Genomic DNA, 19304 nt, shown 5'->3' with positions numbered 1-19304 from the left:
CATGCACCGAGTGCGAGGACGTCCGACAGGAGGCACCCACGTGACCGCAGGCGACGAGATCAGGGGCACGGCACACGGCACCGCCCCCGTGCCCCTCTCCGTGCTCGATCTGGTGACCGTGGGGGCCGGGCGGACCGCGTCCGACGCGCTGCGCACCAGCGTCGACCTGGCGAAGCTCACCGAGGCGCGCGGGTTCCACCGGTACTGGGTGGCCGAGCACCACTCCATGCCGGGCGTGGCCTCCTCCTCGCCTGCGGTGATCCTCGCGCACCTGGCCGCGTACACGGAGCGGATCCGGCTCGGGTCGGGCGGTGTGATGCTGCCCAACCACGCGCCCCTCGTGATCGCGGAGCAGTTCGGCACGCTGGAGGCCATGGCTCCGGGGCGGGTCGACCTGGGGCTCGGACGGGCCCCCGGCACCGACGGCGCGACCGCCGCCGCCCTGCGCCGCACCGACCGGCTGAACGAGGGCGCCGACGACTTCCCGCAGCAGCTCGCCGAGCTGACCCGCTTCCTCGACGACGACTTCCCGGACGGGCACCCCTACCGGCGCATCCACGCCGTCCCCGGACCGGTGCAGGCGACCTCGCCCGGCGGGGTGCAGTCCCCGCACCGGCCGCCGGTGTGGCTGCTCGGCTCCTCCGGATTCAGTGCGCAGCTGGCCGGCATGCTCGGCCTGCCGTTCGCCTTCGCCCACCACTTCTCCGCGCAGAACACGGTCCCCGCGCTCGACCTGTACCGGGAGAGCTTCCGGCCGAGCGAGGTGCTCGACGCGCCCTACGCGCTGATCGGGGTCGCCGCGCTCGCCGCCGACGAGGAGAAGGAGGCGCGTCGCCAGGTGCTGGCCGCCGCCCTGAACATGGTGCGGCTGCGCACCGGACGCCCGGGGCTCGTGCCGACGCCGGAGGAGGCGGAGGCGTACGACTTCAGCCCGATGGAGCGGGAGTTCGTGGAGTCCTGGAACGCCAACGTCATCCACGGCACGGCGGACGAGGTCCGGGCCGGTCTGGACGACCTGCAGAAGCGCACCGGCGCCGACGAGCTGATGCTCACCGCCAACGCGCACGGCGGTGACGTCCGGGTGCGGTCGTACGAACTGATCGCCGACGCCTACGGGTTGCCGACGCCCGCCTGAACCCCGGGTGTGCCGAGCAGTTCGGAGATGCGGTCGGCCGGGACGGGCCGTGAGTACAGCCAGCCCTGGCCGGTGTCGCAGCCGATCCGGCGCAGCCGGGTGGCCTGCGCGGAGGTCTCGACGCACTCCGCGGTGACCGTCAGCCCCAGCCGGTGGGCGAGTTGCACCATCGCCTCGACGATGACCTCGTCCGCCGGGCTGGTCTTGGCGGCGCGGTCCTCGATCTGGAAGCCGCGGACGAAGGAGCCGTCGAGCTTCAGCACCGACACCGGCAGCCTGCTGAGGTAGGCGAGGTTGGAGTAGCCGGTGCCGAAGTCGTCGATGGCGATGCGCACGCCCATGTCGCTGAGGGCCTTGAGCGCCTGGAGGGGCCGGCCCGAGGAGCCCATCACCGCGGACTCGGTCAGCTCCAGCTGCAGCAGATGCGGGGGCAGCCCCGTCTCCTTCAGGGTGTCGGCGACGTCCGCCACCAGGTCGGAGTCCCAGACCTGACGGACCGCCACGTTCACGCTGACGAAGATCGGCGGCTCGTCCGGGTGCTGGATCTGCCAGTCGCGCGCCTGACGGCAGGCGGTGCGCAGCACCCAGCGGCCGAGCGGCACGATCGAACCGTCCTCCTCCGCCAGGGAGATGAACCGATTCGGCGTGAGCGTGCCGAAGCGGGGGTGGTGCCAGCGGATCAGGGCCTCCACGCCGTGCACGCGGTCGTCGTCCATGCCGACCAGCGGCTGGTACTCCAGGGCGAACTCGCCGCGGTCGATGGCCGGGCGGAGGGAGGAGGCGAGGGCCTGCCGGGTGACGCGGTTGGCGTTGCGCTCGGGGTCGAACAGCGTCCAGCGGGCCTTGCCGTCGGCCTTCGCCCAGTACAGCGTGGTGTCGGCGGCCTGCATCAGCGCGGTGGGGGTGGTTCCGGCGGCGTGCCGCTCGACCACGCCGATGGAGGCGGACACCTTCAGGCGGCGGCCGGACACGTCGAACGGCTCCTGGATCGCGTCGAGCAGCGACTCGGCGAGGTCGGCGAGCTGTTCGGTGCCGGTGGAGTCCTCCACGAGCAGGGCGAACTCGTCGCCGCCGAGCCGGGCGACCAGAGGGATACCGGCCCGGGCCCGCCCCGCGTCCTGCGCGCAGCGGGTGAGCCGGTCGGCGACGGCGGCGAGCAGCTGGTCGCCGACGCGGTGGCCGAGGGTGTCGTTGACGGCTTTGAAGCCGTCCAGGTCGAGGTAGCAGACGCCGATGCGGCCGGTGCCGCTCTCCGCGTACGACTCCGCCTCCAGGGCGCTGGTCAGGCGTTCGAAGAACAGGGTGCGGTTGGGCAGCCGGGTCACCGGGTCGTGCATGCGGAGGTGGCGCAGCCGGGCCTGCAGGGCGCGGTGGTCGCTGATGTCGGCGACGGACACCAGGACGCCGCCGTCGTCGGGGGGCAGCGGGGCGACGGTGACCCGCACCCACAGGGCGTGCCCCTCGGGGTGTTTCAGCCGGCGGGTGCAGCGCAGGCGGGCGCGGCGGCCGCGCAGCAGTTCGCGGTAGGCGTGCCAGGTGCGGGCGTCGGAGGCGAGGTCGACCAGGTCGGCGGCGACGGCGCCGGTGAGGGTGTCCTGGTCGCGGCCCAGCAGGTCGGCGAGGGCGGCGTTGGCGCCGGTGATCATGCCCTCGCGGTCGACGACGGCCATGGCGAGCGGAGCGGCGGTGAAGACGGAGCGGTAGGACGGGGGCGCGGGGGACCGCGGGGAGGCCGACCCGACCGGTTCCTCCGGCTCGACGGGCGCGGTGAACTCGGCACCCGGGGACGCCGAAATCTTACTCTCCGTGACGACCGACCGATTGAGCTCAGTCGCGGGCGTCGGCCCTTCGGACGTTCCGCTCACCACTCGCTCCCGCAGTGCACTCGCTCGCTGTCGGGCAGGAAAACACCTTCCGCATCCGGAAAGTGTGCCGATCATAGAGGCCCGCGTCGGGCCCTTCCAGCCACTGTCCGGCCTCCCCGCCGGTTCCGCATCTCTGCCAGATCGTTTCTGCCCGGGTGCGGACGGCTTCTGCCGCGCTCCGACCAGTTGTGACGTTCCGTGAATGCGGGCGGTGCGACGTGCGCGCGGTCCCGCCCGTTCCGCCGCTGTTCTCACCCGACCGGTGCAGTTGAACAGGGCGTAGTACGACAAATCATCCCACTCTGGGTGCGGTGTCCCGCGAACCGTCTCCCGGAGGTCCCTGTGCCGCGTCAGCTCACCCCGAGAGGACTCGGTCGTGAGGCACTGCGACAGCGGCTGGGCCGTTCGGGTGTCCGCCCCCGGCTGCGGACCACGGCGGCGATGTGCACCACTATGTCGGCGCTCGCGGCGACGTCCATGGTGAGCGTGCCGTCGGGACCCGAACCGTTCTCGGCGCAGCCGTGCGTGCTGACCCGGACCGACGCCCACCACTCGGAGGGCCTGGACACCTGGAACGCGGCCTATCCGCGTCCGGCCGGCCGGCTGGACGCGGTGATGGTGTTCCTGTCGTTCCCCGACTCGCATCCGCTGACCTCGCCGGACGAGCTGGCCGCCGACCACTTCCCGATGACCAGCCGCTTCTTCGAGCGGTCCTCCTACGGGAAGTTCAGCCTGCGGGCGCATCCGGTGAAGCGGTGGATCCGGATGCCGCGCCCCTCGACGGCGTACGCCATACAGCGCGACTGGACGGTGGCGCACCGGGCGGCGTATCTGCGGGACGCGCTCGCCGCGTCCGATCCGCACGTCGACTACTCGGCCTACGACATCGTGTACTTCGTCGCCGATCCGGACGCGCCGGGGGTGGACTCGGACGCCACGAAGGTGGTCAACCTGGACCGGCCGATGCGGGCGGACGGCGCGGACATCCGGCGGGTCGTCACCGTCTTCGAGAACCATCCTCCGGACCGGCTGGTGCTGGCGCACGAGACGGGGCACGTCTTCGACCTGCCGGATCTGTACCACCGGCCGGTGGACGGCAAGGGCGACTGGGACACCCACGTCGGGGACTGGGACCTGATGGGCAGCCAGTTCGCGCTCGCGCCGGACCTGTTCGGCTGGCACAAGTGGAAGCTGGGCTGGCTGGAGCCGCAGCAGGTGCGGTGCGTGCAGGGGGGCGATCCGGTGCGGCTGACGCTGGAGCCGCTGGGGGCGGGTCCGGGCACGCCGGTGACGGGCGCGGCCGGGGCGCCGTCGTTCGGACTGGGGAGCGGTACGAAGCTGGCGGTGGTGCGCACGGGTGCGGACTCGGCCCTGGTTTTCGAGGTGCGGGGTCCGTTCGGCAACGACCGCGCGGCGTGCCGGTCGGGCGTGCTGGTCTACCGGGTGTCGAGCGGCACCCGCTCGGGGCGCGGCCCCGTCGAGGTGATCGACGCCCATCCGCGCACCGAGGCGTGCTGGGAGGACTCGGTGTATCCGCCGCTGGCGGACGCCCCGGTCGCCTTGGGCGAGAGCTTCACGGTCCCCGGCGAGTCGGTCCGCGTCGAGGTGGAGGGCCGCACGCCGTCCGGCGCGTGGACGGTGAAGATCACCACGGGTGACCGCACGGCACGGGCCTCCTGAGGCCCCCGGCCAACGCCCCCGCCGACGCCCCGCGCCCACCCGGCCGCGTGGGCGCGCCCACGGGCGCCCCGCCCGTGCACCCGGCCGGCCGGCCCCGACGTCTGCGCACCGGGAGCCGAGTTCCGCGTCGCGTCACGCCGAGCCGACAGCGCACGCCCGCCGGCCCTCGGCCCGCCGGCCATCTCGCGTACGTCGCGGTGGCCTCGCCCCCTGCGTGCGGCGCACGCCGCTTGCTCGCGGGATCACGAGCCGCGAGCCGCCAGGCGCGCGGGATCACGAGCCGCGAGGAGCCAAGCGCACCGAATCACCGGCCGTGACGCGCCGGGCGCGTGGGACTACGGGCCTCGGGGCTCCGGGCTCGTGGACCGCGAGCCGCGAGCCGCGAGCCGCGAGCCGCCAAGCGCACCGCATCACCGGCCGCGAGGCGCCGGGCGCGCGGGACTACGGGCCTCGGGGCTCCGGGCTCGTGGACCGCGAGCCGCGAGCCGCGAGCCGCGAGCCGCGAGCCGCCAAGCGCACCGCATCACCGGCCGCGAGGCGCCAGGCGCGCGGGACTACGGGCCTCGGAGCTCCGGGCTCGTGGGACCACGAGCCGCGAGCCGCCAAGCGCGAGCAAGATCATGAACCGCGAGGCACCAAGCGCACCGAATCACCGGCCGTGACGCGCCGGGCGCGTGGGACTACGGACCTCGGGGCTCCGGGCTCGTAAGACCAAGAGCCGCGAGGCGCCGGGCGCGCGGGACTACGGACCTCGGCGTTCCGGGCTCGTGAGACCACGAGCCTCGAGGCGCCAAGCGCACCGCATCACCGGCCGCGAGCAGCCAGGCGCGCGGGCCCACCCGCGGGACGGCGTGACGCGCGCCCGCCGGCCTCCGGACGCGAAAAAGCCCCCCGCTCGCGCGAGGGGCCTTTCGTGTCGTGCGCCGCCAGGGACTCGAACCCCGGACCCGCTGATTAAGAGTCAGCTGCTCTAACCAACTGAGCTAGCGGCGCCTGCTGACGTCGTAGACATTAGCATCACGATCGGCGGGAGGAAAAATCGATATCCGCACGGCCGCGCGGGCCGCCCGCACCGCCGCCCAGAGCAGCACCTCCGGGCCCGGCAGCCAGGGGCTTCGGCTGTCCGGGGCGACCAGCCAGCGGGCCGTGGCCCCCGCGTCGGGGCGTGCGGGACCGGCCGGTGCGGGGACGGTCACCGCGTCGCCGGTGCCGTGGCACAGCAGGGGCGGGACGCCGTCCGTACGGCTGCCGTGGGCGCCCCATTCCTCCCACCTCAGCAGGGCGGGCAGCCGCTGGGCGGTGCCCACGGCGCCGAACAGCAGCATCCGGCCGCGGTACTCCGCGACGGGACCCGAGCCCGGCCCCTCCTCCCACAGGCGGTCCAGCATCCGGCGCCCGAAGATCGCGGGCACGCTCACCACGTCGAAGACGACGCCGCAGGGCAGGACCACCGGGGTGTCCGGCCGCTCGCCCCACAGGGGGCGGGCGCCGCGCGGGGCAGTGCCGGCCGAGGCGAGCCAGGCGGCTCCGTCCGGGGTGACACCGCTGACGTCGGAGACATTCGGTGTGCTGCTCATACAGATATTTCTACGTGCCGTGAGGGAACGGTTCCGCAAAGTTGCCGGAATCCGGGACGAGAGCCCGGCCGGGCGCGTACCCTGTCCCCCGGCATATGCCACATCCGTTCGACGGGCCGGACGGCCGGGGGCGGCGCGGCTCACACGGGGTCGACGTGCCCCGGGCCCTCGCCGCCGCGCATCAGGTCGCGGCCGAACTCGACCATCTTCTTCGCGTAGTCCTCGGTCCACTCGGCGCGCTCGGCGATGTCCGCCGTCGACAGCCGGTCGAAGCGGCGGGGGTCGGCGAGCTGGGCCGCCGCGACCGCCTGGAACTCCGTCGCCCGGTCCGCGGCGGCCCGGAACGCGAGCGTCAGCTCCGTGGCCCGCTCCAGCAGCGCGCGCGGATCCTCGATCGACTCCAGGTCGAAGAAGTGCTCGGGGTCCGAGGCCGCCTGCGCGGGCTCGAACAGCAGGGGCGCGGGGCGTAGCCGCGGCTGGTCCGGGCGCGGCGTGTGCTCCGCCATGACTTCTCCTTCGTACGTCGCGGTGGTCTCCGGGTGCCGGAGGGCCACCGTCCATTGTCCCGCGCCCCCGCAAGTGGGCGTCCGGCCCGCGAGGGCGGGACGGCTCCGGCCGTGCGGGCGCGCCGACCGGTGACTACCCAGCTCGCGGGGCGCACAAAGACGGCGACGGGGACGCACTCCGGGCGCGCGGAGGGACGTACGCCGGTGAAGGTGGCGTTCCTCACGTCCGTGCCGGACGGGCGGCTCCGTCAGACCTGGACGAGCGGCTCCCGCGTGAAGAGCGCGCCGAGTTCGGGCGCGTTGACGCGGCGGTCGGCCAGGCGCAGGCCCTCCCGGACGGTGACCTGGTTGGCGGTGAGGACCGGCTTGCCCAGTTCCTTCTCCAGGGCGGGGATGTGCGCGACGGTGTGCAGGGCGGTGTCCGGCAGGAGCAGCGCCTCCGCGTCCGGGGAGTCGGCCGCGCGGGCCAGCGCGAACAGCTCCCGCTCTCCCCAGGTGCCGACCTCGGCCGCCGTGACGATCCCGGAGCTGCGCACCCCGGTGACCTCCGCTCCCCCGGCCCGCAGGAAGTCGGCGAACAGCTGGGCGACGTCGTCGGGGTAGGTCGCGCCGACGGCGACCCGGCGCACCTCGATCTCCCGGATCGCGTGCACGAAGGCGAAGGAGGTGGAGGAGGCGGGCATGCCCGCGGCGACGGCGAGCCGGCGCACCTGGTCGCGGGCGCCGTCCCAGCCGAGCACGAAGCTGCCGCTGGTGCACGCCCACACCACGGCCTCGACGCCGGCCAGGCGCAACTCCTCCAGGCCGGCCGCCAGCCGCTCCGGCGAGCCCATCTCGCGCAGGGCGTCCACCCGGTGCGCGTCCTCGCCGATGTCGGTGTGCACCAGGTCCACGCGGACGTCGCCGCCCAGCAACTGCTCGATGCGCGGATAGTCGTCCTCCGCGGAGTGTCCGGGGTAGAGGAATCCCAGTGCGGTCATGTCCAGCCTTCCTGCTGCTTCTCTCCTGGTGCGTCCGGCAGCACCGGACCGGGCGCCGCCTGGCCGGGCAGTACGGTCGGCGCCTGGCCCGGCGTGACGGTCCCGGGGCGTGCGGACGCGTCGATCAGCGCCTGATACGGTCCCACCGCCCGGGTACCCAATCGGCGCAGCGCCGCCCACATGGTCACCTGGTTGGCCGAGATGACCGGTATGCGCAGTTCCGCCTCCAGCTGCGGGATCACGTCGTACGTCGGCAGGTTGGTGCAGGAGAGGAACAGCGCGTCGGCCGTGCCGGGCCGGTCACGGACCGCCTGCCGGGCCATGTCCACCACCTCGCGGTAGGTGACCTTCCAGATGTGCCGGGTCAGTCCCATGTAGGCGCAGCCGGTGACGGTGACGCCCGCGCGCGCCACGTAGCGCTCCAGCGCCCGGGTGACCGACACCGTGTACGGCGTGACCAGGGCGACCCGGCGCACGTCCAGCTCCACCAGCGCTTCGAGCAGCGCGCCCGAGGTGGTGATCGCGGGGACCGCCCCGGCCCGGCTCATCGCCTCGCACATGGCGCGTTCGCCGACGATCCCGCCGACGAAGCTGCCGGAGGTGCACGCGTAGGCGACGACCTCGGGCGCGACGGCGGTGAGGGTGCGCACCGCGTCGCCCAGCGTCTCGTGCTCGCTGATCAGCCGGGCCAGGTCCAGACTGACCTCGACCGGCACGTACGGGGTACGCGTCACGTGCAGGGAGACACCGTCCGGGATCCAGCGCCACAGCTCCCGGTCCAGCGCGAAGTCGAAGGGGGCCACCACCCCGAGCCCGCGCTGCGGGCTCGGGCCGCCGAGAAGGGAGACGTCCATGACAGGCACCGGCCTCACGCTGGGAGACGAGCACACGAAGGAACGCGGAAAGACCCGTGTCGACGACGGTAGGTTCGGGTAGGGACGCGGTCAATCCACCCGGGTCACCCCCCGGTCAACAACCGGTTAACTCGTCGTCACCGGTCCGCGCCGGGACCGCCGGACCGCACCGAGCCACCTGGAGACGAGGCCCATGACCACGCCCACGCTGCTCGTCCTGGACGCCGAACCGCTCCCCCGTCTCGGCAGGCTCGCCGGACGGGTGCGGATCGAGCACGCGGACGGGTCGACGCTCGCCGAGCGGCTGCCGCACGCGGACGTGCTGCTGGTGTGGGACTTCACCTCGCACGCGGTGCGCCGGGCGTGGCCGGGCGAGGGTCCCCGGCCACGCTGGGTGCACACGGCGAGCGCCGGGGTGGACCATCTGCTCTGTCCTGAACTCGCCGCGTCCGACACGGTGGTCACCAACGCGCGCGGCGTCTTCGACGGGCCGATCGCCGAGTACGTCGCCGGTCTCGTCCTCGCGTTCGCCAAGGACCTGCCGCGGACGCTGCGGCTCCAGCGGGAGCGGACCTGGCTGCACCGGGAGACGCGCCGGGTGGCGGGGACGCGGGCGTGCGTGGTGGGGTCCGGGCCGATCGGCCGGGCGGTGGCCGGGACGCTGGAGGCGCTCGGCGTGAGGACCGCGCTGGTGGGCCGGACGGCGCGGGACGGGGTGCACGGACCGGAGGACCTGGACCGGCTGCTGGCGCGCGCGGACTGGGTGGTCGCCGCGGCGCCGCTGACCGAGGAGACGCGGGGGATGTTCGACGCCCGCCGCTTCGGCCTGATGCAGCCGTCCGCGTACTTCGTGAACGTGGGCCGGGGCGAGCTGGTGGTGGAGGACGCGCTGGTGCGGGCGGTGCGGGACCGCTGGATCGCGGGCGCGGCGCTGGACGTGTTCACGGCCGAGCCGCTGGCCGCCGACAGCCCGCTGTGGGAGCTGGACGACGTGGTCGTCTCACCGCACATGAGCGGCGACACGGTCGGCTGGCGGGACGAACTGGCGGCGCAGTTCGTGGAGTTGTACGAGCTGTGGGAGGCGGGCCGGCCGCTGGAGAACGTGGTCGACAAGCGACGCGGGTATGTACCGGGTCACTGACGTCTTCCCAGGGAGTGTGGATGTCCGAGCTCACGGAACTGACCGCGGCCCGGCTCGTCGACGGCTACCGCAAGGGCGAGTTCGGCCCGGTGGAGGTGACCCGCGCCGCGCTGCGCCGGGCCGAGGAGATCCAGCCCGAGGTGAACGCGTTCGTGCGGCTGCTCGCCGACGACGCCCTGGAGCGGGCGGCCGCCTCCGAGGAGCGGTGGCGGCGGGGTGAGCAACTGGGGCCGCTGGACGGGGTGCCGGTCACGGTGAAGGACATCCTGCTGCTGCGCGGCGCGCCGACCCTGAAGGGGTCCCGGACCGTCGACCCGGCGGGGCGGTGGGACGAGGACGCCCCGTCGGTGGCCCGGCTGCGGGAGCGGGGCGCGGTGTTCCTCGGGAAGACGACGACGCCCGAGTTCGGCTGGAAGGGCGTGACGGACTCACCCCTCAGCGGGGTCACCCGCAACCCGCACGACCCGACGCGCACGGCGGGCGGGTCCAGCGGGGGCGCGGCGGCGGCCGTGGCGCTGGGCGCGGGGCCGCTGGCGCTGGGCACGGACGGCGGCGGCAGCGTCCGCATCCCGGCGGCGTTCTGCGGGATCTTCGCGCTGAAGCCGACGTACGGGAGGGTGCCGCTGTATCCGGCGAGCGCGTTCGGGACGCTGGCGCACGTCGGTCCGATGACCCGGGACGCGGCGGACGCGGCGCTGCTGATGGACGCGATCGCCGCGCCGGACTCCCGTGACTGGTCGGGGCTCCCGCCGGCGCCGGGGCCGTTCTCGGAGGCGCTGGGCGGCGGGGTGCGGGGGCTGCGGGTGGCGTTCTCGCCGTCGCTGGGCGGGCAGGTGCGGGTGGACCCGGGTGTCGCGGCCGTGGTGCGGCGGGCGGTGGAGCGGCTCGCGGGACTCGGCGCGTACGTCGAGGAGACCGACCCCGACCTGGCCGACCCGGTGGAGGCCTTCCACGCCCTGTGGTTCGCGGGCGCGGCGCGGGTGACACAGGCCCTGGGCCGGGAGCAGCGGGAGCGGCTCGACCCGGGGCTGCGGGAGATCTGCCGGGAGGGGGGACGGCTGTCGGCGCTGGACTACCTGGCGGCGGTGGACGTCCGGATGGACCTGGGCCGGCGGATGGGGCGCTTCCACGACACCTACGACCTGCTGGTCACCCCGACGCTGCCGGTCACGGCGTTCGAGGCGGGCGCGGAGGTGCCGCGGGGGTCCGGGCACCGGCGCTGGACCGGGTGGACGCCGTTCACCTACCCGTTCAACATGACGCAGCAGCCCGCCGCCAGTGTTCCGGTGGGCCTGGCGGACGGGCTGCCGGTCGGGCTGCAGCTGGTGGCCGCGCGGCACCGGGACGACGTGGTGCTGCGGGCGGCGCACGCGCTGTACGAGGCGGGGGTCACGCTCTCCGGAAGCTGAGCGTCTCCCCGGCGGCGCCGGTGCGCCACAGGTCGTTGCAGGCGTCGGCGAGGGCGTCCAGGCCCTCCACCACCTGCCCCCAGACGATGCCGGGGACCCAGCCGACGTCGCCGTTGAGGAGCAGGTTGTTCCGTTCGTAGAAGAGCGCGAGGTCCACCACGGTGCTGCCGGGGCGGACCTCGCGGTCGTAGCCGTAGGACGTGGTGCCCAACTCGGCGCCGGAGAAGGTGAAATAGCACAGGTCGCCCGGAATGGGGGTGACTGTGGGGTTCTCCAGGGGTGGCTCCCGGTCCGCGAAGGGCGGGAAGAGGGCGTAGATCTCGTTGCGGGCGTACTTGGCGTGGTAGACGTCGCCGGACAGCGGGAGAGATTTCCAGACGGCTTCGCAGGTGATCGGGGCACGGTCGTCGAGCAGTCGCGCGATGCCGGTCACTTCGCGCCTGACCAGTGAGATCTCGAGGAATCGGTCGGCCATGCACCCCATGGTCCCGTGCCGGTCAAGACCGCCCCACCGCCGAACGGGGCCGAAACTGGCCGGAATAACTCGCATCGGTTCGGGTAGCCGCGCCGCCATGGCTCCACCACTTCAACCACTGAGACGAATAACAGGGACCTCAGGGCCCTCGCGTCGGTCGCTGCTCGCGGGGGTCGCGGCGCTCGGCGCGCTGGGCGCGGCGGGGTGCTCGCGCGTGCCGACGGCGTCCACGACGGACGGCGGCGACCTGCTCGAGCGGCTCAGGGCGGCGGGCGTGGTCCGGCTGGGCATCGCCGGCGAGATCCCGTTCGGCTACATCGACAAGGACGGTGAGCTGACCGGCGAGGCGCCCGAGCTGGCCAAGGTCATCTTCAAACGGCTGGGGGTGGACCGGGTGCAGCCCGTACCCACCGAGTTCGGCTCGCTCATCCCCGGGCTGAACTCCCAGCAGTTCGACGTCGTGGCCGCGGGGATGTACGTGAACGCCGAGCGCTGCGAGCAGGTCATCTTCTCCGACCCCGACTACCAGATGCTCGACTCCTTCATCGTCCGCAAGGGCAACCCGCTGGGGCTGCGCAACTACCAGGACGTCGTGAAGAAGAAGGCGAAGTTCGCCACCGGCACCGGGTACGCGGAGATCGCGTACGCCGTGGAGGCCGGCTACAAGGAGAGCGACATCCTGATCGTCCCCGATCAGGTGGCCGGCCTGAACGCCGTCGAGGCCGGGCGTGTCGATGTCTTCGCCGGTACCGCGCTCACCACCCGTGAGGTGGTCAAGAAGTCGGGCAAGGCCGAGGCGACCGAGCCGTTCAAGCCGCTCGTCGGTGGCGAGCCGCACGTCGACGGCGGGGCGTTCGCGTTCCGGCCGACGGAGACGAAGCTGCGGGACGCCTTCAACGTCGAGCTGACGAAGCTCAAGAAGAGCGGCGAGCTGCTGCGCATCCTCAAGCCGTTCGGGTTCACCGAGGACGAGATGACCGATCTGACCGCGAAGGAGCTCTGCGGCGGATGACTTCCGGACTCTGGGAACGCGTACTCGACGGCGTCTGGGTCACGATCCAGCTGCTCGTGCTCAGCGCCCTGCTCGCCACCGCGGTGTCGTTCGTGGTCGGCATCGCCCGCACCCACCGGCTGTGGATCGTCCGCTTCCTCGCGGGCTTCTACACCGAGGTGTTCCGCGGCACCTCCGCGCTGGTGATGATCTTCTGGGTGTTCTTCGTGCTGCCGCCGGCCTTCGGCTGGCAGCTCGTGCCGCTGTGGGCGGGCACCCTGGCGCTCGGTCTGACCTACGGGGCGTACGGCTCGGAGATCGTGCGCGGCGCGCTCGCCGCGGTCGACCCGGCCCAGCGTGAGGGCGGCATCGCCCTCAGCTTCACGCCCTGGCAGCGGATGAAGCTCATCCTGCTGCCGCAGGCGGTGCCGGAGATGATCCCGCCGTTCTCCAACCTGCTGATCGAGCTGCTCAAGGGCACCGCCCTGGTCTCGGTCATGGGCATGGGCGACCTGGCGTTCAGCGCCAACCTGGTCCGCCTGGCGCTCCAGGAGAGCGCGGAGATTTACACGTACATCCTGCTCATCTACTTCGTCATCGCCTTCCTGCTCACCCGGTCGATGCGCGGGCTGGAGAAGAAGCTGAAGGCGGGCGTCGGCAAGGCGCCGAAGAAGAAGGCCGCCGACGTGCGCGTGCCCGAGGGAAGTGGTGTCTCGTGACGTGGGACTGGGGCGCGGTCGCCGACTTCATGCCGTACTTCTGGGACGGTCTGTGGGTCACCCTGCAGATCCTGGTGTTCGGTTCGCTGATCTCCTTCGTGCTGGGCCTGGTGTGGGCGCTGCTGATGCGGACGCCGACGCGCTGGGTGACCTGGCCGGTCGGCGCGGTCACGGAGTTCATCCGCAACACCCCGCTGCTGGTGCAGCTGTTCTTCCTCTTCTACGTGCTGCCCGAGTGGGGGATCACCTTCTCGGCGACGACCACCGGCGTCTTCGCCATCGGGCTGCACTACTCGACGTACACGATGCAGGTCTACCGCGCCGGTATCGAGGCGGTGCCGGTGGGCCAGTGGGAGGCGGCGACGGCGCTGAACCTGCCGTTGCGCCGGACGTGGACCGTGGTGATCCTGCCGCAGGCCGTGCGCCGGGTGGTGCCCGCGCTCGGCAACTACGTCATCTCGATGCTGAAGGACACCCCCCTGCTGATGGCCATCACCGTGCTGGAGATGCTCGGCCAGGCGCGGCTGTTCGCCCAGCAGAACTTCCAGTTCACCGAGCCCCTGACGGTGATCGGCGTGGCCTTCATCGTCATCTCCTACCTGGCCTCCCTTGCCCTGCGAGCCCTGGAGCGACGCCTTGTCCACTGACACCCACGCCCCGTTCGAAGAAAAGCCCGAGACCCCGCGCGCGACCGGTGAGCTGATCCGGCTGGAGCGGGTCACCAAGCGCTTCGGGGACCACACGGTCCTGGACAACCTGGACTTCTCGGTCGACGCCGGCAAGCACGTGACGCTGATCGGCCCGTCCGGGTCCGGCAAGACCACGATCCTGCGGCTGCTGATGACCCTGCTGAAGCCCGACGAGGGTGTCATCACCGTCGACGGGCAGCAGCTGTTCCCGGCGCCGGAGAAGCAGGTCCGCGAGGTCCGCAAGAAGATCGGCATGGTCTTCCAGCAGTTCAACCTGTTCCCGAACATGTCCGTGCTGCGGAACATCACCGAGGCCCCGGTCACCGTGCTCGGCATGTCCAAGGACGCGGCCGAGGAGCGGGCGCGGGAGCTGCTGGAGATGGTCGGGCTGACCGACCACCTCGACAAGCGCCCGGCCCAGCTGTCCGGCGGCCAGCAGCAGCGGGTGGCTATCGCCCGGGCGCTGGCGATGCGTCCGCAGGTGCTGCTGCTGGACGAGGTCACCTCGGCGCTCGACCCGGAGCTGGTGGCCGGTGTGCTGGACGTGCTGCGGGACATCGCCCGCTCCACGGACATCACCATGCTCTGTGTGACCCACGAGATGAACTTCGCGCGGGACATCTCGGACCAGGTGCTGATGTTCGACTCGGGCCGGGTCATCGAGGCGGGCTCGCCGGAGAAAATCTTCAACGAGCCGGAGCACGACCGGACGCGGCAATTCCTGAGCGCGGTCCTGTAGTCACGGAGCGCGCCCGGCGCGTCGCCCGAGGTCCACGGCCTGGGTCATACCTGTGGCATATGCCAGAGGGTCGGCGCCGCAGTTCAGAGGGCCGCAATCTTGTCAACCCCCGCCTTCGACAACGCCTTTGACGGCTATCGTGGAGGGGATTCGTTGACCGGATTGCGGCCCTACGAGCGAGCGCAGGGGGAAACCGTGGCGCTGAGGCACGAGCCGACCGCGTCGTACCACTCGGTCCAGGACGCACTGCGCGTCCTGGAGACGGTGGCGCGGCGTGGCACAGGAATCAACGAGACCGAACTGGCCCGCGAGACCGGCATCGCCACGGAGCGGCTGACCACCCTCCTGCGCATGCTGCGCCGCGAGGCCTACGTCGAGCAGATCACCGACGGCGCCTACGTCACCGGGGCGGCCTTCACCCGGCTCGGCTCCGCCGACGGACACCGGCAGGCCCTGCGGGACACCCTCCAGCGCACCCTCGACCGGCTGCGCGACTCCGTGGGCGCAGCCGTCTACCTCAGCCGGTACGTCGACGGCGAGGTCAGCGTCACCCAGTACGCCGACTCCCCGGCCACCCCGAAGGTGAACGAGTGGGTGGACTTCCGCTACTCGGCGCACGCCACGGCGGTCGGCAAGAGCCTGCTCACCCAGCTGGACCACGAGGGCCGGCGCGACCACCTGGCCCGGCACCGCCCGGCCCGGCTCACCTCGCGCACCATCACCAGCGACCGTCTGCTGCTGTCGAAGCTCGCCGCTCAGCCGCCGACGGTGCCGGTCCTGGACCTCCAGGAGTACGCGGTCGGCACGGTCTGCGCGGCCGTCCCGCTCACCGCCGGGTCCACGGCGGGATGCCTGGCGCTGTCCCTGCCGCTGGAGCACGCCCACCGGCTGCGCCGGGCCGCCGACACCCTCAACCGCAACGCCACCCCGGTACTGCTGTCGCTGGCGATCTGAGCGGGCGGTCCGGGCCCCGGCGGGAGTGGTCGGGAGCACCCTCCGGGACCGGGTATGATTTTTCCCGTCGCCGACCGCGGAAGCGGATGGCGGGAGTCATGCGCCGCTAGCTCAGTTGGTTAGAGCAGCTGACTCTTAATCAGCGGGTCCGGGGTTCGAGTCCCTGGCGGCGCACCGAGAAGGGCCTCTCGTGGGAGCGAGAGGCCCTTTGACGTGCTCGGACACATCGGGGGCGCTGCCCCGGGCCGGTCCTAGAAGGTCACGTCGGAGCAGGCGTAGAACGCGTTGCCCGTGTCGTGGACCGTCCACACCGCGAGGATCACGTGGTGGCCGCTGAGTCCGCTGGGCAGCCGGCCGCTGTGCGACAGGGTCTGCGGCGGACGCTGGCCGTTGTAGGGGACGGTCAGGAACGGCGTGAGGTTGAGGTCGGACCGGGACAGGTTGTGGTTCTCGTTCCAGCCCGGCTTGGTGACGTAGTACTTGAAGTCGGTGGTGGCGTGCATCGCCGTGAACTGCCACCGGAAGGTGTACTGCTGGCCGCCGGTCACCCGGGTGGTGGGCCAGGCGCCGCCGGACGGGGTGCGCGGTGCGTCGAGGGGGGAGAAGGACGCGTTGCCGGCCGAACAGAGCTTGCCGTCGGCGGGGCCGGCCCCCGGGAAGCCCTTCGGGCCCTCGACGCTCTGCGGCTCCCACTGGATGGCGCCGCAGTTGGAGACGCCGCCGTTCTGGCAGAGCTTCTGCCTGCTGACCGGCAGGTCGGTGTAGCCGTGGCCGCTGGCGCCGCCGGAGGAGAGCATGAGCGCTCCGGTCGTGGCCAGTCCCACCGCGGCCGCGTACAGCTTGGTCCGTTTACGCATGCTGCCGCTCCTGGAGTGTGGGGGAGATGTCAGGGTGCAGGTCTAGACCAAGTCTCAGGGTAGGGGCGGTTGTTGAACATGTCCATACCAATCGCGGAGCCTGTTTTCCCCCGCGGATCCCCGTCGTTCAGACCCCCGCCTCGCCCCGCCCCGCGCAGAACGCCACCGTGAGGTCCTTCACCAGCACCTGGCGCTCGTCGTCGTCCAGGTCCAGCAGACCGCGCATGGTCAGCCGGGTCACGGTGTCCTCCACCGAGTCCACGACCGAGCCCACCACGCTCGCCCGGTGCCGGGCGTCCAGGGCCGCGATCCGGCGCCGGTGCATCGCGGCCGCCACCTCCGGCGCGTACTCCACCCGCAGCGGACGCACCGCGCACACCTCCACCCCGACGGGCCCGGCGTCCGTGGCCACCAGCCGGGTCAGCGCGTCCTGCGTCGCCTGCACCGCGCCCCGTCCGGCGCCCGGCGCGGCGACCGGCACCCGCAGCAACGCCGCCTCCACGCACGCCCGCAGGTACCCCTCGTGGTCCTCGACGCCCAGGGTCGCCCGCGCGGTGTCCCTCACCCGCCACACCACCAGCAGCGACACCCGCAGCGCGACCCCGCCCCGGTCCGCCGCCGGGAACGGCTCGCCGCGCCAGTGCCGCAGCCGCACGTCGACCCGGCGGCGCAGCAGCAGCGGGTTCACCCACAGCAGTCCGGTCCCCCGCACGGTCCCCCGATAGCGGCCGAACAACTCCAGCACCCAGGCCCGCCCGGTCCGGCCACGGGCCAGACCGCCGAAGCCGAACAGCCCGAGCGCCCCGGCCCCGGCGAACGCCGCCCACTGCGCGGGCCCCAGGCCGCCGGCCCCGGCGGAAGGCCCGAACGCTGCCGCCGCGAACGGCGGCAGCACCCCCGCCCACCACGCGGTGACCGCGCAGCCCGCCGCGCCGCACACCCCCGCGAGCACCCCGGCGATGCCCGGCAGCACCCGCGCGGGCCGCTCCACGATCTCCGGATCGACGCGGGGCGCGGACGCGCGCGCCCGTACGCCGATGTCCCGGGTGTCCCGGTCCTCCGTCTCCGGCTTCTCGGGCGGGGGGCGGTGGGCGACGACGGCGGGGCGCGGCTTCACCTCCGCCGGCGGATCGGAGGGTTCCTCACGGAACAGCAGGTGGACGGGGATCTCGGTCGTGGACTCGGTGTGGATCAGCCGGGCCGGGCGGGGGGCCGCGACGCCGGCGTCGGGCCCCTCGGACTCGGGCACGTGCTCGGGGATGTGGGATGTCGTGGTGGTCATGCGTGCCTCCAGCCTCCGCGCCAGATGCGTCACATCGAGGAACCCGGACGGGGCGGACGCCCGGCGCCCCGGTCGGTCGGGTCAGGCGGGGGAAAGGCCCGCCGGGGCAGAAGCGGAACCTCCGTTTGAGCCACCCGGGACCTCACCGGACCGCGTTCCCGACGGACCGGGAGCGCCGTCCGCGGTCGTCCCGCGCCCCGTCGGTGCCACGCCGGCCGCCCCCTCTCCGGCGTCCGTTCCGCGCGGACCGTCCTGCACGGCGGGCGCCGGCGCCCCTCCGCCCGGCTCGACGGCGTCCGCGCCCTCGGTGGCGGGTGGGGAATCCGCCACCGAGGGCACGGGCGGAAACGTCGGCGAGGCGGGCACGGCGGCCTCCGGAGCCGCCCCCGCGGCCCCGTCGGTCACGCCCTTGTAGCGGTACGGCACATAGCGCGCCGAGTTGTTCCAGTAGGCGTACGGGGTCGTCATCTTGCGGGTGTGCGGCGGGGTCTGCTCGTAGGCGACGTACTGGGTGCGGGCCGTGTTCGCCCACCCGCCGAAAATGACGACGTGCGAACCGTTGTACGGGTCGGACGCATTGTGGAACAGGAGGATGTCACCGGGCTGGAGTTCCGCCTTGGTGATTTTGTCGGCGTATTGCGCGAGGCTGCCCGTCCATTCGTTGCCGGGCAGTTTCCAGGCCATCGACACATAGCCGGAGCAGTCCTGCCGGTATCCGTCGGACCAGTAGGAGGACACGCTGTAGGGGACCTTCTGGCTGACCCAGGCGGCGGCCCGCTTGACGATGTCCGTCCGGGTGATCGCGGGGATCGTCCCGGGCGGCAGCGCGGGACCCGTGCGCCCGTCGGAGCCGAACAGCGGGCCCGGCACGCCCTGCCCGCCGCCGCCCCCCTGGTCTGCGGGGACGCCCTGGCCCGCGGGGACCCGGCTGTCCTGGGCGGGGGCCGGGTGGGCGCCGAGCGCGACGGACACGACAGCGGCCACCACAAGGGCGGCGCCCCGCGCCGGGGAGCGCCGCAGCCGCCCCGCGCGGGGAAGCGGCCGCTCCCGCCGTTCACCCGCACGGCTGCGGCGCGTGCGGTCTCCGGCCGGTCCGAATTCCTCGCCCACCGGAGACCCCATGCGATTCCCCTCACATTCCCGGAACGTTTCTCCGCCTCTGCGCACGAGCGTCAGTGTCGCAACGGTCTTCGGGGCGCGCACTTTGACGGTCCGAATGACGTAAAGCGTTCCTCCACCGGACGCCCCGGGTGGCGGGCGGCGGGCCGGGGTGGTCACGAGCACCTTCGGGAGTCCTGTAGAGTTCTGCCGTCAGCAGGCGCCGCTAGCTCAGTTGGTTAGAGCAGCTGACTCTTAATCAGCGGGTCCGGGGTTCGAGTCCCTGGCGGCGCACCGACACGACGGGCCCCTCGTTCCACGAGGGGCCCGTCGGTTTTTGGCCGGAAACTCTC

Annotated in this window: 18 protein-coding genes and 3 tRNA genes; 11 read left to right on the top strand and 10 right to left on the bottom strand. The window is 72.8% G+C overall.

The window, feature by feature from the left end; all coding sequences use genetic code 11:
- Position 1 precedes the first annotated feature (1 nt).
- Positions 2 to 1135: an LLM class flavin-dependent oxidoreductase gene (locus tag ACQZOG_RS04690; RefSeq protein WP_051747621.1), complete on the top strand. Its 1134-nt coding sequence runs from the start codon at positions 2 to 4 to the stop codon at positions 1133 to 1135.
- Here the strand turns inward: ACQZOG_RS04690 and ACQZOG_RS04685 are convergent.
- Positions 1111 to 3000 carry a putative bifunctional diguanylate cyclase/phosphodiesterase gene (locus ACQZOG_RS04685; RefSeq protein WP_193455305.1) on the bottom strand — a complete coding sequence of 630 codons (1890 nt, stop codon included), beginning with the start codon at positions 2998 to 3000 and terminating at the stop codon, positions 1111 to 1113. The two genes, ACQZOG_RS04690 and ACQZOG_RS04685, sit on opposite strands and share 25 nt — an antisense overlap.
- 441 nt (positions 3001 to 3441) lie before the next feature.
- On the opposite strand from ACQZOG_RS04685, the gene ACQZOG_RS04680 reads away from it, so the two are divergent.
- The gene (locus ACQZOG_RS04680) at positions 3442 to 4680 is read left to right on the top strand and encodes a M6 family metalloprotease domain-containing protein (RefSeq protein ID WP_354792827.1); all 1239 of its coding nucleotides are present in this window, start codon (positions 3442 to 3444) and stop codon (positions 4678 to 4680) included.
- 919 nt (positions 4681 to 5599) lie between these two features.
- Here the strand turns inward: ACQZOG_RS04680 and ACQZOG_RS04675 are convergent.
- The 5 genes from ACQZOG_RS04675 to ACQZOG_RS04655 all read right to left on the bottom strand — a co-directional run bounded on the left by ACQZOG_RS04675 (position 5600) and on the right by ACQZOG_RS04655 (position 8597).
- Positions 5600 to 5673: transfer RNA gene (locus ACQZOG_RS04675), tRNA-Lys, on the bottom strand.
- Positions 5664 to 6257 carry a bifunctional DNA primase/polymerase gene (locus ACQZOG_RS04670; RefSeq protein ID WP_430741301.1) on the bottom strand — a complete coding sequence of 198 codons (594 nt, stop codon included), beginning with the start codon at positions 6255 to 6257 and terminating at the stop codon, positions 5664 to 5666. Before ACQZOG_RS04670 ends, ACQZOG_RS04675 begins: the two co-directional genes overlap by 10 nt.
- Positions 6258 to 6397: 140 nt before the next feature.
- Positions 6398 to 6763, bottom strand: a complete 366-nt coding sequence (locus ACQZOG_RS04665; protein ID WP_033274741.1) for a hypothetical protein — start codon at positions 6761 to 6763, stop codon at positions 6398 to 6400.
- A 248-nt stretch (positions 6764 to 7011) separates the two neighbouring features.
- Positions 7012 to 7743 (bottom strand): maleate cis-trans isomerase family protein, encoded by a 732-nt coding sequence (locus ACQZOG_RS04660; protein WP_033274742.1) that lies wholly within the window; start codon positions 7741 to 7743, stop codon positions 7012 to 7014.
- The gene (locus tag ACQZOG_RS04655; RefSeq protein ID WP_037639737.1) at positions 7740 to 8597 is read right to left on the bottom strand and encodes a maleate cis-trans isomerase family protein; all 858 of its coding nucleotides are present in this window, start codon (positions 8595 to 8597) and stop codon (positions 7740 to 7742) included. The genes ACQZOG_RS04660 and ACQZOG_RS04655 overlap by 4 nt, the downstream gene beginning before the upstream one ends.
- A gap of 193 nt (positions 8598 to 8790) precedes the next feature.
- Between ACQZOG_RS04655 and ACQZOG_RS04650 the strand changes: the two genes are divergently transcribed.
- Together ACQZOG_RS04650 and ACQZOG_RS04645 are read left to right on the top strand one after the other, a co-directional pair.
- On the top strand, positions 8791 to 9738 hold the full coding sequence (locus ACQZOG_RS04650) for a D-2-hydroxyacid dehydrogenase (protein ID WP_058916225.1): 948 nt from the start codon (positions 8791 to 8793) through the stop codon (positions 9736 to 9738).
- A 20-nt stretch (positions 9739 to 9758) separates the two neighbouring features.
- The gene (locus ACQZOG_RS04645; RefSeq protein ID WP_058916226.1) at positions 9759 to 11147 is read left to right on the top strand and encodes an amidase; all 1389 of its coding nucleotides are present in this window, start codon (positions 9759 to 9761) and stop codon (positions 11145 to 11147) included.
- Here ACQZOG_RS04645 and ACQZOG_RS04640 read toward each other — a convergent pair.
- Positions 11128 to 11622, bottom strand: coding sequence for a DUF3830 family protein (locus ACQZOG_RS04640; RefSeq protein ID WP_033274746.1), 495 nt, complete (start codon positions 11620 to 11622; stop codon positions 11128 to 11130). The two genes, ACQZOG_RS04645 and ACQZOG_RS04640, sit on opposite strands and share 20 nt — an antisense overlap.
- 97 nt (positions 11623 to 11719) lie before the next feature.
- Between ACQZOG_RS04640 and ehuB the strand changes: the two genes are divergently transcribed.
- From ehuB to ACQZOG_RS04610, 6 genes are all read left to right on the top strand, one after another.
- Positions 11720 to 12634, top strand: coding sequence for an ectoine/hydroxyectoine ABC transporter substrate-binding protein EhuB (gene ehuB, locus ACQZOG_RS04635; protein WP_387786175.1), 915 nt, complete (start codon positions 11720 to 11722; stop codon positions 12632 to 12634).
- Complete coding sequence (ehuC, locus tag ACQZOG_RS04630; RefSeq protein WP_033274748.1) at positions 12631 to 13332, top strand: ectoine/hydroxyectoine ABC transporter permease subunit EhuC; 702 nt, start codon at positions 12631 to 12633, stop codon at positions 13330 to 13332. The genes ehuB and ehuC overlap by 4 nt, the downstream gene beginning before the upstream one ends.
- The gene (gene ehuD, locus ACQZOG_RS04625) at positions 13329 to 13979 is read left to right on the top strand and encodes an ectoine/hydroxyectoine ABC transporter permease subunit EhuD (RefSeq protein ID WP_033274749.1); all 651 of its coding nucleotides are present in this window, start codon (positions 13329 to 13331) and stop codon (positions 13977 to 13979) included. The genes ehuC and ehuD overlap by 4 nt, the downstream gene beginning before the upstream one ends.
- Positions 13969 to 14760, top strand: a complete 792-nt coding sequence (ehuA, locus tag ACQZOG_RS04620) for an ectoine/hydroxyectoine ABC transporter ATP-binding protein EhuA (RefSeq protein WP_033274750.1) — start codon at positions 13969 to 13971, stop codon at positions 14758 to 14760. The genes ehuD and ehuA overlap by 11 nt, the downstream gene beginning before the upstream one ends.
- 195 nt (positions 14761 to 14955) lie before the next feature.
- The gene (locus tag ACQZOG_RS04615) at positions 14956 to 15714 is read left to right on the top strand and encodes an IclR family transcriptional regulator (protein WP_037639747.1); all 759 of its coding nucleotides are present in this window, start codon (positions 14956 to 14958) and stop codon (positions 15712 to 15714) included.
- Between the two features lie 100 nt (positions 15715 to 15814).
- A tRNA-Lys gene (locus ACQZOG_RS04610) sits at positions 15815 to 15888 on the top strand.
- 77 nt (positions 15889 to 15965) lie between these two features.
- On the opposite strand, the gene ACQZOG_RS04605 is transcribed toward ACQZOG_RS04610, so the two are convergent.
- The 3 genes from ACQZOG_RS04605 to ACQZOG_RS04595 form a co-directional block, all read right to left on the bottom strand.
- Positions 15966 to 16571: a lytic polysaccharide monooxygenase auxiliary activity family 9 protein gene (locus ACQZOG_RS04605; RefSeq protein WP_033274752.1), complete on the bottom strand. Its 606-nt coding sequence runs from the start codon at positions 16569 to 16571 to the stop codon at positions 15966 to 15968.
- A gap of 127 nt (positions 16572 to 16698) precedes the next feature.
- Positions 16699 to 17853, bottom strand: a complete 1155-nt coding sequence (locus ACQZOG_RS04600; protein ID WP_033274753.1) for an SPFH domain-containing protein — start codon at positions 17851 to 17853, stop codon at positions 16699 to 16701.
- Positions 17854 to 17934: 81 nt separating this feature from the next.
- A complete protein-coding gene (locus ACQZOG_RS04595) occupies positions 17935 to 18837 on the bottom strand; it encodes an NlpC/P60 family protein (RefSeq protein WP_430741300.1) in 903 nt (300 codons plus the stop codon).
- A 334-nt stretch (positions 18838 to 19171) separates the two neighbouring features.
- On the opposite strand from ACQZOG_RS04595, the gene ACQZOG_RS04590 reads away from it, so the two are divergent.
- Positions 19172 to 19245: transfer RNA gene (locus ACQZOG_RS04590), tRNA-Lys, on the top strand.
- Positions 19246 to 19304 lie beyond the last annotated feature (59 nt).

Source organism: Streptomyces sp. P13-3-3 (assembly GCF_050571355.1).
GTDB classification, from domain to species: domain Bacteria; phylum Actinomycetota; class Actinomycetes; order Streptomycetales; family Streptomycetaceae; genus Streptomyces; species Streptomyces althioticus.
Note: the sequence above shows the minus strand (reverse complement) of the source record. Positions and strands in the feature narration are given on the sequence as shown.